Here is a 14,631-nt window from a genome sequence, read left to right as displayed (position 1 = left end):
ATCTCCCTGAGTTTCTTAGAAGGTCATGGCGCCGAGCGGACCCGGCGAGGTGATGGTTTTCAGCCCGGCCGCGAGGTCGCGGATCTTTTCCGGGGTGTATTGGTCGTAGAAGGCCTGGTTCTTGCGGCCGATGGCGTGCTCCGCGCTGAAGCTGCCGCCGAAGTTTTCGACGGCGACGGTGAAGACCCAGGCGCGCAGGTCCGCCTCGAAATCGGGATCGGCAAGGCGCGGATCGTCCTTGGCGACGACGAGGTTGAAGTGCACGCCGCCATCGCCGATATGGCCGAAATCGCAGATCGTCACGTCCTCGAAGTGGTCAGGCATGTCCGCCTTCATATGGGCGAGGAAAGGCATGATGTCACCCCGGCGGAAGGACAGATCGAAGGCGATCAATCGTCCGCTATGCTTCACGCCCTCGGACAGCGCGTGGCGCAGCGCCCAGATTTCGTGCGGCGGACCGACGAAGGCGTCGGCGAGCGGCGCGTCCTCACGCTCCCAGATCGCGGCCAGCACCTCCTCCAGCACCGCATCGAGCGGCTGTTCGCCCTCGCGCGGCGGCGTTGAGCGGGAGATTTCGGCAAGGATGACGAAATCGGGCACGATGCCGCCCTGGAAGGGATTGCGCAGCGAGGGAACGTGGTCGAGCGCGGCACTGATGGCATTGCCGGACATGCCCTCGAAGGCCGAGAGATAGCTGCCGAGCGCGTCTTCCATGGCAACCAGCAGCGTGGCGACCTGTTCGGCCGAGGAGGGTACGAGAAGCGCGGTCGCCGATTGTTTCGGCGCGGGCTCGAGGTTCAGCACGCATTCGGTGACGATACCGAAAGCGCCCGACGTGCCGATAAACAGCTGCTTCCAGTCGACGCCGGTATTGTTCTTGCGCAGATCCGAAGAGAGGTCGAGCACGGTTCCGGCCTCGTCGGCGAGGACGACCGTGAGGCCCAGCGTGTTGCGGCGCACGTCGCCGTAGCGCAGGAAGCGCGAGCCGCCGGTGTTCGTCGCGATCATGCCACCGAGGCGCGGGTCGGCGCCGAGGTCGATCGGGAAGAACAGGCCGGTGTCTTCGAGCTTGCCGTTGAGGTCGGAAAGTCGCACGCCCGCGCCGGCCTTGATCGTGCGGTTGACGCGATCGAACTCGAACGGTGCGGTGAGGCGGTCGAGGCTCAGAACGCCTTGGCGGCCGCTGTCGTCGGGCGTCGAGCCGGAGACGAGGCCGGTATTGCCGGACTGCGGAATGAGTGCGATGCCGTTCTTCACGCAATAGGCCATGACGGCGGAGGTCTCGGCGGTCGTTGCCGGGCGCGCGACGAAGGCGGCCCGGCCTTTGTCGTAGCGCGCGCCGGTCTCATAGGCGGCCATATCGGCGGGCTCGGTGAGAAGACCTTTCTCGCCGAGCAGGCTTTTCAAGACCGCGATATGGTTTGCCTCGATCATGCTTTCGTCCGTCACTCTGCAGCGGCGGCCATGTTGACGATGCCAAGGCACATTTCAAGCGAGGCGCGCTGGATGCCGGCATAATGGGCGAATTCGTCCAGAACCGTGGCGCCCAGATCGCGCTCGAACATCACCTGGTTGGGGCTTGCGACGAAATCCTGCGTCGCATCGTCGCCGAGGTTCGACTGGAAGATGCCCGCGGCGCTGACCGGCAGGAAGTCTTCATAGACGATCGGGTCGAACTGGATGAGGCCGGCTTCGATCGCGGTTTCCAGATCGGCGTTGCGGCCGGTAACGGACTGGCCCTTTTCCGTCAGCGAGTAGCGGAAATAGCCAAGGCCCGCCTGGCGAATACCGTCCCACGTGTCCGGGAAGGCCTTGAAGACATCGGCGAGTGCCGCCTCGTATTCGGCGGCGTTGGAGCCGTCGGCGGCCGGGCGCACGCGGGCGCGGGTGTCGTTCAGGAGCTTGTCGTAGAGCGCGCGGCCCTTCGGGGTCAGCGCCACGCCGCGCTGTTCGATCTCGCCGAAACGGGCGGTGTGTGAGCCCTTCTGCCAGCTGCCGTCGCTGCCTATGAAGGACACGGCCTCTTCCAGCGCCTTGAACGAGGTCTGGCGCAGCAGGATCGGGCAGTCGCGGGTCGGCGGGCCCTCGACAATGGCCTTGGGCGCGATGCCTTCTTCCGGCATGCGGGCCTGCACCTTGTCGATATCGAGCGTGCGCGGCGTCAGGTGGTTGATGTGCGGGCCCTTGAAGGAAACGACGTCGGCGATCAGGCGATGCGCGTCGTGCAGGCGCTTGTACATGTCCGTGCTGACGATGGCGTGGTCGTGCCAGCGGAAGGTTTCCAGCACTTCGGTCACGAAGCGGGCGGCGTCGGCGGGCTCGAGGCCACCGTCACGCTCGGCCTTCTCGACCAGCCGAACGGCTTCGTCGGTGAAAATCTTGCGCGCGGCCAGAACGGCGGCGGCCTCTTCACGCAGCGTTTCGTCGGCGATCAGGTCGAGACGCAGCAGCGAGGTGAAGACGCGGAAGGGGTTGCGGCTGAGGCTTTCGGCGCCGACCGGGCGGAAGGCGGTGGAGTGAACCGGAACGCCGGCCGTGGAGAGATCGTAGTAGCCGACCGGGAACATGCCCATGACGGCGAAGGCGCGGCGCATCATGGAAAGCTCTCCGGGCGTCCCGAGGCGGATGGCGCCGTGGCGCTCTTCCGAGATGCGGTCGAGCGAATCGGTCGCTTCGAGGCGCGTCTTCAGACGTGGGTCGGCGGCGAGCGTCTCGTCATTGACCTTGGCGACCAGCGCCATCAGCGTGCCATAGGCCGGGACCTCGTCGCGATACATGGCGGACATGGCGGCGGAGAAATCCGAGCGGATCTTGTCGGCGGAAACGTACGAATTTGCTTTCATGGGAGGCGGTCTCATCTTACAAGGGTGGGAGGGCCCTGTTCATTCTCAAAACGGATCATACTGGATCGTTTCTCCAAGCGATTGCGACCGTTCTGACTATGTTGATGCGAGGAAAGAATGAAGCTCAGTCGAAGGCTGATCCCGGACGTCACCACGCTGCAAGCGTTCGAATGTGCCGCGCGCCACGGCTCCTTCACGCAGGCCGCGCATGAGCTGAACCTCACGCAAAGCGCCGTCAGCCGCCAGATCAAGGACCTTGAGGAACAGCTCGGCGTATTGCTGTTCGAGCGCGTGCGTCAGCGCGTGGTGCTCTCCGACGACGGCCGGCGCTTCCTGCCGGAGGTGCGCAAGCTCCTGCACCAGACCGAAGAGACCATGCTGCGCGCCATGGCGTCGGCGTCCTCCGAACACAGCCTCGCCATCGCGACGCTGCCAACCTTCGGCAGCCGCTGGCTGACGCCGCGCATTCCGGGTTTTCTCGCCGAAAACCCCGGCACGATCATCAACATCGCGTCGCGTTCGGCCCCGTTCGATTTCGACGAGGAGAATTTCGACCTCGCGATCCACTACGGCCAGCCGGTCTGGGCGCGCGCGGCCTGCTCCTATCTCTGCAGCGAGATCATCCTGCCGGCGGCAAGCCCGGAACTCCTGAAATCCTGGGATCTGACCGATCCGAAAGATCTTGAAACGGCGCCGCTGCTCCATCTCGCGACGCGTCCAAAGCTCTGGGCGCAATGGTTCGAGCTGAACGGTGCCGCCTCGGAGACGGCCTATCGCGGCCACCGCTTCGATCAGTTCGCCATGGTGATCGAATCCGCCGTCGCCGGCCTCGGCTTTGCGCTCCTGCCGAAATATCTCATCGAGCAGGAGCTTGCGAGCGGCCGCCTCGCGCTGGTCTTCGACCGGCCGATGGAGACGGAGAACAACTATTATCTCGTCGTGCCCGAGGGCAAGCTGGAAAACCCGCTCAGCCAGGCGTTTCGCGCCTGGATTGCCAAAGAGCTCCCGGCTTAGAATTCCAGCGACCGATCATGCGGACGGGGCATGACCCCGTTCTGATTTTTTGCTTTAGTCGGCGTGCCGCATGGCCGATTGTGCGGCGAACATCCTCCTTTTCCGAAAAGACAGACCACTATGCTCAACGACCCGCGCTCCCATGGCCTTTGGGAGATGACCGCCCCGCCCGCCCCCGAAACGGTTGCCTTCTCGGGTAAGGCCGAGGCGGATGTCGTCATCGTCGGCGGCGGATACACCGGGTTTTCGACCGCGCTGCATCTGGCCGAGCGCGGCACGCGCGTCATCCTGCTGGAAGGCGCGGAGATCGGCTATGGCGGTTCGGGCCGCAATGTCGGCCTCGTCAATGCCGGCATGTGGGTGATGCCCGACGAGCTTCCGGGCGTTCTGGGCGACCTGCACGGCAGCCGCCTGCTCGAACTGCTCGGCAATGCGCCGCGCGCCGTGTTCGATCTCGTCGCAAAGCATGCCATCGATTGCGAGATCAACCCGGTCGGCACGCTGCATTGCGCCGTCGGCCAGTCCGGCCTCGACGAATTGAAGCAGCGCGCCGAGCAATGGGCGCGCCGTGGCGCGCCGGTGCGGCTGCTCGATGCGGCGGAAACTGCGGTCAAGGTCGGCACGGATGCCTATACGGGTTCGCTGCTCGACATGCGCGCCGGCACGATCCAGCCGCTCGCCTATGCGCGCGGCCTGGCCCGCGCGGCGATTGCCGCCGGTGCCCAGGTCTTTACGGGAAGCCCGGTGACGGGTGCGGAACGCAATGGCAAACGCTGGACGGTCAACACCGCCCGCGGTTCGGTGACGGCCGACTGGGTGGTGGTCGCCACCAATGCCTATACGGTGGCACCGTGGAACGAGGTGCGCGCCGAACTCGTGCACCTGCCCTATTTCAATTTCGCCACCGTGCCGCTCTCGCCGGAGCTTCAGGCCAAAATCCTTCCCGAAAAGCAGGGCGCCTGGGATACCAAGGAGGTGCTCTCCTCCTTCCGCTTCGACAAGCGGGGCCGCCTCGTGTTCGGCAGCGTCGGTGCGCTGCGCGGCACGGGCACCGGCATCCACAAGGCCTGGGCACGCCGCGCGCTGAAGAAGCTTTTCCCCGCCATCGGCGACGTCGCCTTCGAGGCGGAGTGGTACGGCAAGATCGGCATGACCACCGACAACCTGCCGCGCTTCCATCGCCTGGCCGAAAACGTCATTGGCTTCTCCGGTTACAACGGCCGGGGCATCGCGCCCGGCACGGTCTTCGGCCGCACGCTGGCCGAACTCATCTCCGGCGAGATCGCCGAAAAGGATCTGCCGCTGCCGGTCACCGACCCTGAAGCCCAGTCCTTCCGCTCGGCGCGCGAGGGCTATTACGAACTCGGCGCCCAGATCGCCCATTTCGCAGGCGCCCGGCTTTAAAAGCAACATGCTCCAAACAAAAACGCCCGGCAGCGATGCCGGGCGTTTTTGTTTGCTGGAGGCAAAAGTCTCAGTGCTTGGCCGGCAGGCGCGGCAGGAAGATCGTCAGGATGCCCAGCAGCGGCATGTAGGAGCAGACCTGGAAGACGAAGTCGATGCCGTGACGGTCGGCGACGCCGCCGAGCAGGGCAGCACCCAGGCCGCCGGCGCCGAAGGCGAAGCCGAAGAAGATGCCGGCGATCATGCCGACGCGGCCCGGCACCAGTTCCTGCGCGAAGACGACGATGTTGGAGAAGGCCGAGGAGAAGATCAGGCCGATCATCACCGTCAGCACGCCCGTCCAGAATAGATTGGCATAGGGCAGCATCAGCGCGAAGGGAATAACGCCGAGGATCGAGAACCAGATCACGAAGCGCGTGCCGAACCGGTCGCCGATCGGCCCGCCCATGAAGACACCGAGCGCGGAGGAGCCGAGGAAGAGAAACAGCATCAGCTGCGCCTGCTGCACGTCGAGCCCGAAGCGGCCGATCGTGTAGAAGGTGAAATAGCTCGAAATGCTGGCGAGGTAGGCGTTCTTGGTCGTGGTCAGCAGTACGAGCACCGCCAGCGCCCAGGCGACTTTTCCACGCGGCAGCGGCAGTTCGCGGCTGACGGCGGGCCGGCCCGCCGACGAGCGGCGCTCGCCGGCATACCAGTTGCCGACCCAGGTCAGAATGATCATGCCGACAAGGGCGATGGCCGAGAACCAGGCGACGCTCGTCTGGCCGAAGGGCAGCACGATGAAGGCGGCGAGCAGCGGGCCGAGCGCCGTGCCGGCATTGCCACCGACCTGGAACATCGACTGCGCAAGGCCATGGCGGCCGCCCGAGGCAAGGCGCGCGACGCGCGAGGATTCCGGGTGGAAGATCGCCGACCCCAGGCCGATCAGGCAGGCGCCGAGGATCAGGACCGGGAAGGAATGCGCGTAGGCAAGCATGATGAGGCCGACGAAGGTGCTGCCCATGCCGACCGGCAGGGAGAAGGGCATCGGCCAGCGGTCCGTGACGATGCCGACGGCCGGCTGCAAAAGCGAGGCCGTGACCTGGAAGGCCATGGTGAGCAAGCCGATCTGCACGAAATCGAGCGCGTAGTTTTCCTTGAGCAGCGGGTAGAGCGACGTCAGCAGCGACTGCATGATGTCGTTAAGCATGTGGCAGGCGCTGACCGCGACGATGATGGAATAGGTGGTGGCGGCGGCGCGGGAGGGCGCGGCCGGGACGACTGTCGACATGGGGAGCCTCGAACTGTTCGCCGCAGGCGGCGCGATTTGCCGTTCCATACAAGGATTGCGCGCGGCCTGCTTTTGTGCTGAGGTCCATTTCTTACGCGAGTGGGCCAAATATGGAAAAATTGACGCCGGCGCGCCTGAAAGCGCTCGATGACGACCACATCCGCAATCTTTCTCGCATGGAGCAGTCGAACGAGGACGTTCTGGTCCACAGTTCGGATATTCCGGGTGGGTACACCGTGCCGCCGCATCGCCATCGGCGCACGCAGTTTCTCTGCGTCTTCTCCGGTGTCGTGCTGGTTTCGACGGACCGCGGGCGCTGGATGATCCCGCCCGGCCACGCGCTGCTCATCCCGCGCGGGCTGGAGCATTCCGTCGAGATGGCGAGCGATGTCAGCATGCGCTCGGTCTATATCTATTCGCCGGAGGGCCGTGCGGCCTCCGAAGAGCCCACCGTGCTCGAGGTGACGGATCTGGCGCGCCAGCTTCTTGCGGAGGCCGTGCGCAAGGGCGCGCTTGCGGAGGATCGCGGACGCGGGGAATTGGTGATGGCGCTGCTGCTCGACGAGATTGGCCGCTTGCCGGAGCGCCGCCTCGGCCTGCCCTTTCCCGCAAGCGGGCGGCTCGCCGGCCTCTGCCGCGATTTCGTCGAGGCGCCGTCGCCTGTCGCCAAGATCGATGACTGGGCGCGGCATCTCCACATGAGCCGGCGCACCTTTACGCGGTTTTTCCGCGAGGAGACGGGCGTCAGCTTCGTCACTTGGCGACAGCAGGCCTGTCTTTTCGCCTGCCTGCCAAGGCTTGCCGCCGGCGAGCCGGTGACGCGCGTGGCGCTCGACGCCGGCTACGAGAGTGTTCCCGCTTTCACCACCATGTTCAAGCGCATGCTCGGCACTTCGCCGCGCGCCTACCTCACCAGCCGCAAAGCCGCCTAATCGTCTCAAACAGACCGGCAAAGGACGCGAACCGGGGGCTGTTTTCCTGTCGCATTTGGGATTAGGAAGGGGATGCGGGACCCACACCGGGCCGCAAACCGGGAGCGCGAGCCGCACGGGAGACGGATTTGAGAAAGATACTGGTTATCGGGATCGGCGCGGGCAATCCCGAGCACATGACCGTTCAGGCAATCAATGCGCTGAACCGGGCCGATGTGCTGCTGATCCCTACCAAGGGAGCCGAGAAGGCCTTTCTCGCCGACGCGCGCCGCGATATCTGCGATCGTTTTCTCACCAACGAAGCCTGCCGCATCCTCGATTACGCCGTGCCGGTGCGCCGCGCCGACGGTTCCTACGAGGACGGCGTTCACGACTGGCACCATGCCATCGCCGCGATCTACGAGCGCACGCTCGGGCATGAGGTGGGCGAGGATCAAACGCTGGGCCTGCTCGTCTGGGGCGACCCGATGCTCTATGACAGCACCTTGCGCATCGTCGAGCATGTACGCGCCGCCGGGCGTGTCGCTTTCGAGATGGAGGTCATTCCCGGCATCACCAGCGTTCAGGCGCTGTGCGCCGGCCACGGCATCGCGCTCAACCGCATCGGCCTTCCCGTCGAGATCACCACCGGCCGAAGACTGTCCGAAGGCTGGCCGGCGGGCGCGCGCGATGCGCTCGTCATGCTCGATGGCGTGCAGGCGTTCCGCACCGTCGAGGATCCGGAAGCCGAAATCTGGTGGGGCGCCTATCTCGGCACGCCGCACGAAATCCTGCTCTCCGGCCGCCTTTCCGAAATGGCCGAGACCATCGCCGAGACCCGCCGCACGGCGCGCGCGGAACACGGCTGGATCATGGACACCTACCTGATCCGCCGCCCCGCCGTGGAAAGCGAGGAGGGCGCGGCATGACCACGGTGCTCGCCTGCGATCCCGGCACCCTACGGCGTGGCGCCTGCCCGTCACTCGCTACGCCCATGCGCACCGGCGACGGTTTTCTCGTGCGCCTGCGTCCGGTTGCGGTAGCGCTGACGGCGGATGATCTTCTCGCGCTTTCCGATCTTGCCCGCGAAACCGGCAACGGCCTCATCGAAATCACGGCGCGCGGCAACATCCAGCTGCGCGGCCTGACCCTGGGGACCGTGCCGCGTCTTGCTGAGGGACTAGAGGCCGCCGGCATCGTGCCCCAGACCGGCGTCGCCATCGAAACGCCGGCGCTTTCAGGCATCGATCCCTCCGAGATTGCCGACGCCACGCCGATTGCCGATGCCTTGCGCAATGTTATCGCAGACGTCGCGCTGACGCTTGCGCCAAAACTTGCCATCGTCGTCGATGGCGGCGGCGTGCTGTCGCTTGCCGATATGGTTGCAGATATCAGGCTCGATGCCGTCGAGACGAACGATGCGGTGGCCTGGCGCCTGTCGGCTGGCGGTGACCGGGAAACGGCGCAGCCTATCGCTTTGCTATCGTCCGAAACGGTGGTTGAAGGCGCGATGACGGTCGTGGCGGCGCTGGCTGCGGCCGGTGCGGGCACCCGTGGCCGCGACCTCGATGCCGAAGCGCTGGTGGCGCGCTTCAATATGCCAGCTTTACCGCTTGCCGGCATCATCCCGACCCATCCGATTGGCGTCCACCGTATCGACGGTGCGCCCGTTCTCGGTGTTTCCCCGGCCTATGGTCAGATGCATGCTGATCGTCTTGCTGCCCTCGTGCGCAGCCTCTCGTCCTGTGGTGCCACGGAGTTTCGCCTTGCGCCGCACCGCACGCTGCTGGTGCGCGGCCTGTCCGAGGCTGCGCTCGCTGCCGCGCAGGACGCGGCGCAGCGCGAAGGTTTCTGGTGCACGAACAGGGCGCCCGGCCGCTCCATTTCGGTCTGCGCCGGTGCCGCCGGTTGCGCTTCCGCCAGCTTCGATACCCATGCCGCCGCCGATGCGCTTGTCGCGCATGCGGCCGAATGGCTCGACGGCACCGTCGACGTGCATGTTTCCGGCTGCCCCAAAGGCTGCGCCCATCCGGCGCGCGCCGCCGTCACGCTGTGCGGTACGGCCGATGGGGTCGGCCTTGTCGTCAACGGCAAGGCATCCGACCCGGCGCTGGTGACCGTTCCCGCCGACGGCCTCGTGCCGGCGATCCAGCGTCTCGGTGCCCTCTCGCGCAATCGCCGTAACAACCGGGAAACGGCGAAAAGCCTGATCGACCGCACCGCGCCCGCCCTTTTCGTTTCCGCATATCAAGGCCAACAATGACCGATTACGACTACATCAAGGATGGCACGGCCATCTATGAAAAATCCTTCGCGATCATTCGCGCCGAAGCCGACCTTTCGCGCTTCTCTGAAGAAGAGGCGGATGTCGCCGTGCGCATGATCCATGCCGCCGGTCTCGTCGAGGCCGCAGCGCATTTCGTCTTCTCGCCGGATTTCGTCTCCTCGGCGCGCGCCGCCCTTCAGGCCGGTGCGCCGATCTTCTGCGATGCCGAAATGGTGGCGCGCGGCGTCACCGCCGCCCGCCTGCCGGCCAATAACGATGTCATCTGCACGCTGCGCGATCCGCGCACGCCCGACATTGCCAAGGAGATCGACAATACCCGCTCGGCCGCCGCCATCCGCCTGTGGCTCGAGCGCATGGCCGGCTCCGTTGTCGCCATCGGCAATGCGCCGACCGCGCTGTTCTACCTGCTCGAACTCCTGCGCGACGGGGCGCCGAAACCGGCGGCGATCCTCGGCATGCCCGTCGGCTTCGTCGGGGCGGCGGAATCCAAGGATGCGCTGGCGGGCAATTCCTACGGCGTGCCCTTCGCCATCGTGCGCGGCCGCCTCGGCGGCAGCGCCATGACGGCCGCCGCCCTCAATTCGCTCGCACGGCCGGGAGTATGACGATGACGACAGGACGACTTTACGGCGTGGGCACGGGGCCGGGCGATCCAGAGCTTCTGACCCTCAAGGCGGTGCGGGCGATCGGCGAGGCCGATGTGCTTGCCTATTTCGCCAAGGCCGGCCGCTCGGGCAATGGCCGGGCGATCGTCGAAGGCCTGCTGAAGCCCAGCATGGTGGAGCTGCCGCTCTACTATCCGGTGACGACGGAAATCGACAAGGATCACGACGACTACAAGAGCCAGATCACGGCCTTCTACGATGCCTCCGCCGCGGCCGTTGCGGAGCATCTTGCCGCCGGCCGCACGGTCGCGATCCTGTCGGAGGGCGATCCGATGTTCTACGGCTCCTACATGCATCTGCATGTGCGTCTGGCAGACCGCTTCCCGACCGAGGTCATTCCCGGCATCACCGCCATGTCCGGCTGCTGGTCGCTGTCGGGCCTGCCCATCGTGCAGGGCGATGACGTGCTCTCCGTGCTGCCGGGCACGATGCGCGAGGAAGAGCTGTCGCGCCGGCTTGGCGATACCGAGGCCGCCGTCATCATGAAGGTCGGCCGTAATCTGCCGAAGATCCGCCGCGCGCTTTCGCTGGCCGGTCGCCTCGGTGAGGCGGTCTATGTCGAGCGCGGCACCATGGCGACGAGCAAATCCATGCGGCTCTCGGAAAAACTCGACGATACCGCGCCCTATTTCTCGCTGGTGCTCGTGCCGGGCTGGAGCGCGCGGGCATGACCGGCAAACTATTCGTCATCGGCACCGGTCCCGGCAATCCGGACCAGCTGACGCCGGAAGCGCTTGCTGCCGTCGCCGCATCGACCGAGTTCTTCGGTTACTTTCCCTATATCGACCGGCTGAACCTTCGGCCGGACCAGATCAAGGTCGCCTCCGACAACCGCGAGGAACTGAACCGTGCGCAGGCAGCTCTGACGCGGGCCGCCGAAGGCGTCGACGTCTGCGTCGTCTCGGGCGGCGATCCCGGTGTCTTCGCCATGGCGGCCGCGGTCTGCGAGGCCATCGATGCGGGACCGGAGGAGTGGAAATCGGTCGATCTGACGGTCGTGCCGGGTGTCACCGCGATGCTCGCCGTCGCCGCCCGCATCGGCGCGCCGCTCGGCCATGATTTCTGCGCCATCTCGCTGTCGGACAATCTGAAACCCTGGGACATCATCGAAAAGCGTCTGCGTCTGGTGTCCGAGGCGGGCCTGGTGATCGCGCTCTATAACCCGATCAGCAAGGCGCGGCCCTGGCAGCTCGGCCGGGCCTTCGAGATCCTGCGCGAGACCTTGCCGGCTTCGACGCCCGTCATTTTCGGCCGCGCCGCCGGCCGGCCGGATGAGCGCATGCTGGTCATGCCGTTGGGCGAGGCCGAAGCCGAGCGCGCCGACATGGCGACCTGCGTCGTCATCGGTTCGCCGGAAACCCGTATCATCGCACGCCCCGGCTTGGCCGATCTCGTCTATACGCCGCGTTTCCTGAAGGACGCGAGCAGATGATCGGCGAGCCGCATCGCATCCTCGACCGTTTCGGCGCGGTGGTCGTCCGCGACCGCCGATCGCTCGATGAGCACGACCGGAAGGCCGAGACTGCGTGCGGCAGCGATTTTGCCATAGGTGGCTTCACCACCGGAATTCTTGCTGATGACAACGTCGATCCTGTTGGCGCGCAGCAAGGCGATCTCGTCTTCGACGGCGAAGGGGCCGCGGGCGAGCAGGTATTCGACATCAGGGGCGGTGAGCGGCGGATCGACGGGATCGACACTGCGCACGAGATAGTGATGCTGCGGGGCCGCATCGAAAGCCTTCGCCTCCTGCCGGCCGATGGCGAGGAAAACGCGGCGTGGTGCTTCACCAAGGGCGACCACCGCATCGGCGACCGAGGCGACGCGCGTCCAGCAGTCGCCGGAAACCTCTTCCCAGCCAAGCCGCTCCAGCCGCAGCAGCGGGATGCCGGTGATACCGCTGGCCGCGCGGGCATTGGCGGAAATCTGCTTGGCGAAGGGATGCGTGGCGTCGATCAGGAGATCGATCGCGTGCGATCCAAGATAGGCGGCAAGCCCTTCGGCACCGCCGAAACCACCCGTACGCACTGGCACAGGCTGCGGGGCGGGATCGAGCGTGCGGCCGGCGAGCGACAGCGTGACGGCAAGCTCGGTCCGTTCGGCAAGGCGACCGGCCAGATCGCGCGCCTCCGTCGTGCCGCCCAGAATGAGGATGCGTCGCTTGTCCACGCCTGATCGATCCCTTGTCTCCGCCGCCCCGTGGCTTTCCATCATCGGGATCGGCGAGGACGGTCTAGCCGGTCTCGGTGACGAGGCCAAGGCCGCGATAGGCCGCGCCGAGATCGTCTTCGGCGGCGCGCGGCATCTGGAACTTGCGGACGCCGCCATCCACGGCGAGCGTCAGGGCTGGCTCAGCCCCTTCGAGCGCTCCGTCGAGGCCGTGCTTGCCGCGCGGGGGCGGCCGGTGGTGGTGCTCGCCTCGGGCGATCCCTTCTTCTACGGCGTCGGCGTCACGCTCTCGCGGCGCATTGCACGCGCCGAAATGCAGGTCTTCCCGGCGCCCTCTTCGTTCAGCCTCGCGGCCTCGCGCATGGGCTGGGCCTTGCAGGATACGGTCTGCGTTTCCTTGCATGGCCGTCCGCTCGATCTCATCCGCCCGCATTTGCATCCCGGCAGCCGTATCCTCGCACTGACCTCGGACAGCGACGGTCCGGCGGCGCTGGCGGCGCTGCTCTCCGAAAGCGGTTTCGGCGGCTCGGCGCTCACGGTTCTCGAAGCACTCGGCGGCGCGCGCGAGCGGGTGAGCCGCCATCAGGCGCGAAGTTTCGCGCTTGCCGATGCCGATATGCTGAATGTCTGCGCGGTGGAGGTTTCGGCCGACAGCGCGGCGCGCGTGCTCGCCTTCACGCCGGGTCTCGATGACGCGCTGTTCGACCATGACGGGCAGATCACCAAGCGCGAGGTGCGCGCTTTGACGCTTTCGGCCTTGGCGCCGAAGCGCGGTGAGCTTCTGTGGGATGTCGGCGGCGGTTCTGGCTCCATCGGCATCGAATGGATGTTGGCAGACCCGTCGCTCCGGGCCATCGCCATCGAAGGTCATGGCGAGCGCGCAGCGCGTATCCGGCGCAATGCGCAGACTTTTGGCGTACCGAGCCTAGTGGTCGTCGAGGGCACCGCGCCCGGCGCACTGGAAGGTCTTGCCGCCCCTGATGCAATCTTCATCGGCGGCGGCGGCAGCGAGGCGGGGGTGATGGAGGTGGCGTTGGCCGGCCTGAAACCCGGCGGCCGGCTGGTCGCCAATGCGGTGACGACGGAGATGGAAGCGGTGCTGCTCGCCCACCATGCCCGGCTCGGCGGTTCGCTCACCCGCATCGATATCGCCCGCGCATCGCCCGTTGGGCAGATGACAGGCTGGCGGCCGGCCATGCCGGTCACACAATGGAGCTGGGTCAAGCCGGCCGACATATCCAAGGATCAAAGATGACTGTTCATTTCATCGGCGCAGGCCCCGGCGCTGCCGACCTTATCACCGTGCGCGGCCGCGATCTCATAGGCAAATGCCCCGTCTGCCTCTATGCCGGCTCGATCGTCTCGCCGGAGTTGCTGCAATATTGCCCGCCCGGTGCGCGCATCATCGATACGGCGCCGATGTCGCTAGACGAGATCGAGGCGGAATATGTCAAGGCGGCCGCGGCGGGGGAGGACGTAGCGCGACTGCATTCCGGCGATCTCTCGGTCTGGAGCGCCGTTGCCGAGCAGATCCGCCGGCTGGAGAAGAACGGCATCGCCTACACGATGACGCCGGGCGTGCCCTCCTTTGCGGCAGCGGCTTCGGCGCTCGGCCGCGAACTCACCATCCCCGCCGTCGCGCAGAGCCTCGTGCTCACCCGCGTCTCCGGCCGCGCCTCGCCCATGCCGAACCGCGAGACCCTGCAGGGCTTCGGCGCGACGGGCGCGACGCTCGCCATCCACCTCGCCATCCATGCGCTCGATCAGGTGGTGACGGAACTCACGCCGCTCTATGGCGCCGATTGCCCTGTCGCGATCGTCGTCAAGGCTTCCTGGCCGGATGAGCGCGTGGTGCGCGGCACGCTTGCCGATATCGCGGCGAAGGTGGCGGTGGAGCCGATCGAGCGCACGGCGCTGATCTTCGTCGGCCGCTCGCTGGCGGCAGAGGATTTTCGCGAAAGCTCGCTCTACGACCCCGCCTACCAGCGCCGCTTCCGCGGCCGCGACGGTTTCTAGAGCATTTCCAGCCGAAGCGCGTTCGCTTCGGCGTCGGATAGTGCGGTAAAAACAA

General features: G+C 66.3%; 14 protein-coding genes. 10 read left to right on the top strand and 4 right to left on the bottom strand.

Annotated features, from left to right (window positions below; all coding sequences use genetic code 11):
• Positions 1-15: 15 nt before the first annotated feature.
• Both D0Y60_RS17930 and D0Y60_RS17925 read right to left on the bottom strand, forming a co-directional pair.
• Positions 16-1,434, bottom strand: coding sequence for an FAD-binding oxidoreductase (locus D0Y60_RS17930; protein ID WP_117371393.1), 1,419 nt, complete (start codon positions 1,432-1,434; stop codon positions 16-18).
• Between the two features lie 11 nt (positions 1,435-1,445).
• Positions 1,446-2,843 (bottom strand): VOC family protein, encoded by a 1,398-nt coding sequence (locus D0Y60_RS17925; RefSeq protein WP_117371335.1) that lies wholly within the window; start codon positions 2,841-2,843, stop codon positions 1,446-1,448.
• A gap of 117 nt (positions 2,844-2,960) precedes the next feature.
• On the opposite strand from D0Y60_RS17925, the gene D0Y60_RS17920 reads away from it, so the two are divergent.
• Complete coding sequence (locus tag D0Y60_RS17920; RefSeq protein WP_117371334.1) at positions 2,961-3,857, top strand: LysR family transcriptional regulator; 897 nt, start codon at positions 2,961-2,963, stop codon at positions 3,855-3,857.
• A 120-nt stretch (positions 3,858-3,977) separates the two neighbouring features.
• A complete protein-coding gene (locus D0Y60_RS17915; protein WP_117371333.1) occupies positions 3,978-5,261 on the top strand; it encodes an FAD-binding oxidoreductase in 1,284 nt (427 codons plus the stop codon).
• Positions 5,262-5,331: 70 nt separating this feature from the next.
• Here the strand turns inward: D0Y60_RS17915 and D0Y60_RS17910 are convergent, their stop codons facing one another.
• Positions 5,332-6,531 (bottom strand): MFS transporter, encoded by a 1,200-nt coding sequence (locus D0Y60_RS17910; RefSeq protein ID WP_117371332.1) that lies wholly within the window; start codon positions 6,529-6,531, stop codon positions 5,332-5,334.
• A gap of 110 nt (positions 6,532-6,641) precedes the next feature.
• Here D0Y60_RS17910 and D0Y60_RS17905 point away from each other — a divergent pair, with 110 nt between their 5' ends.
• The 6 genes from D0Y60_RS17905 (at position 6,642) to D0Y60_RS17880 (ending at position 11,826) form a co-directional block, all read left to right on the top strand.
• Complete coding sequence (locus D0Y60_RS17905) at positions 6,642-7,463, top strand: helix-turn-helix transcriptional regulator (protein ID WP_117371331.1); 822 nt, start codon at positions 6,642-6,644, stop codon at positions 7,461-7,463.
• A 128-nt stretch (positions 7,464-7,591) separates the two neighbouring features.
• Positions 7,592-8,371 carry a precorrin-6A synthase (deacetylating) gene (cobF, locus tag D0Y60_RS17900; RefSeq protein ID WP_117371330.1) on the top strand — a complete coding sequence of 260 codons (780 nt, stop codon included), beginning with the start codon at positions 7,592-7,594 and terminating at the stop codon, positions 8,369-8,371.
• Entirely contained in the window at positions 8,368-9,705 is a 1,338-nt protein-coding gene (gene cobG / locus D0Y60_RS17895; protein WP_117371329.1) for a precorrin-3B synthase, read from the top strand. The genes cobF and cobG overlap by 4 nt, the downstream gene beginning before the upstream one ends.
• On the top strand, positions 9,702-10,334 hold the full coding sequence (locus tag D0Y60_RS17890; protein WP_117371328.1) for a precorrin-8X methylmutase: 633 nt from the start codon (positions 9,702-9,704) through the stop codon (positions 10,332-10,334). The genes cobG and D0Y60_RS17890 overlap by 4 nt, the downstream gene beginning before the upstream one ends.
• Entirely contained in the window at positions 10,331-11,065 is a 735-nt protein-coding gene (locus tag D0Y60_RS17885) for a precorrin-2 C(20)-methyltransferase (protein WP_117371327.1), read from the top strand. The genes D0Y60_RS17890 and D0Y60_RS17885 overlap by 4 nt, the downstream gene beginning before the upstream one ends.
• The gene (locus D0Y60_RS17880) at positions 11,062-11,826 is read left to right on the top strand and encodes a precorrin-3B C(17)-methyltransferase (RefSeq protein WP_117371326.1); all 765 of its coding nucleotides are present in this window, start codon (positions 11,062-11,064) and stop codon (positions 11,824-11,826) included. Before D0Y60_RS17885 ends, D0Y60_RS17880 begins: the two co-directional genes overlap by 4 nt.
• Here the strand turns inward: D0Y60_RS17880 and D0Y60_RS17875 are convergent.
• Positions 11,790-12,560, bottom strand: coding sequence for a cobalt-precorrin-6A reductase (locus D0Y60_RS17875; RefSeq protein ID WP_245409216.1), 771 nt, complete (start codon positions 12,558-12,560; stop codon positions 11,790-11,792). The genes D0Y60_RS17880 and D0Y60_RS17875 overlap by 37 nt on opposite strands.
• Between D0Y60_RS17875 and cbiE the strand changes: the two genes are divergently transcribed.
• Positions 12,544-13,815, top strand: a complete 1,272-nt coding sequence (cbiE, locus tag D0Y60_RS17870) for a precorrin-6y C5,15-methyltransferase (decarboxylating) subunit CbiE (RefSeq protein ID WP_117371324.1) — start codon at positions 12,544-12,546, stop codon at positions 13,813-13,815. The genes D0Y60_RS17875 and cbiE overlap by 17 nt on opposite strands.
• Positions 13,812-14,576 carry a precorrin-4 C(11)-methyltransferase gene (gene cobM, locus D0Y60_RS17865; RefSeq protein WP_117371323.1) on the top strand — a complete coding sequence of 255 codons (765 nt, stop codon included), beginning with the start codon at positions 13,812-13,814 and terminating at the stop codon, positions 14,574-14,576. The genes cbiE and cobM overlap by 4 nt, the downstream gene beginning before the upstream one ends.
• Positions 14,577-14,631 lie beyond the last annotated feature (55 nt).

Origin of the sequence: Shinella sp. WSJ-2, from assembly GCF_003432075.1 — a bacterium.
Taxonomy (GTDB): Bacteria; Pseudomonadota; Alphaproteobacteria; order Rhizobiales; family Rhizobiaceae; genus Shinella.
This window is presented reverse-complemented; position numbering and strand designations above follow the sequence as displayed.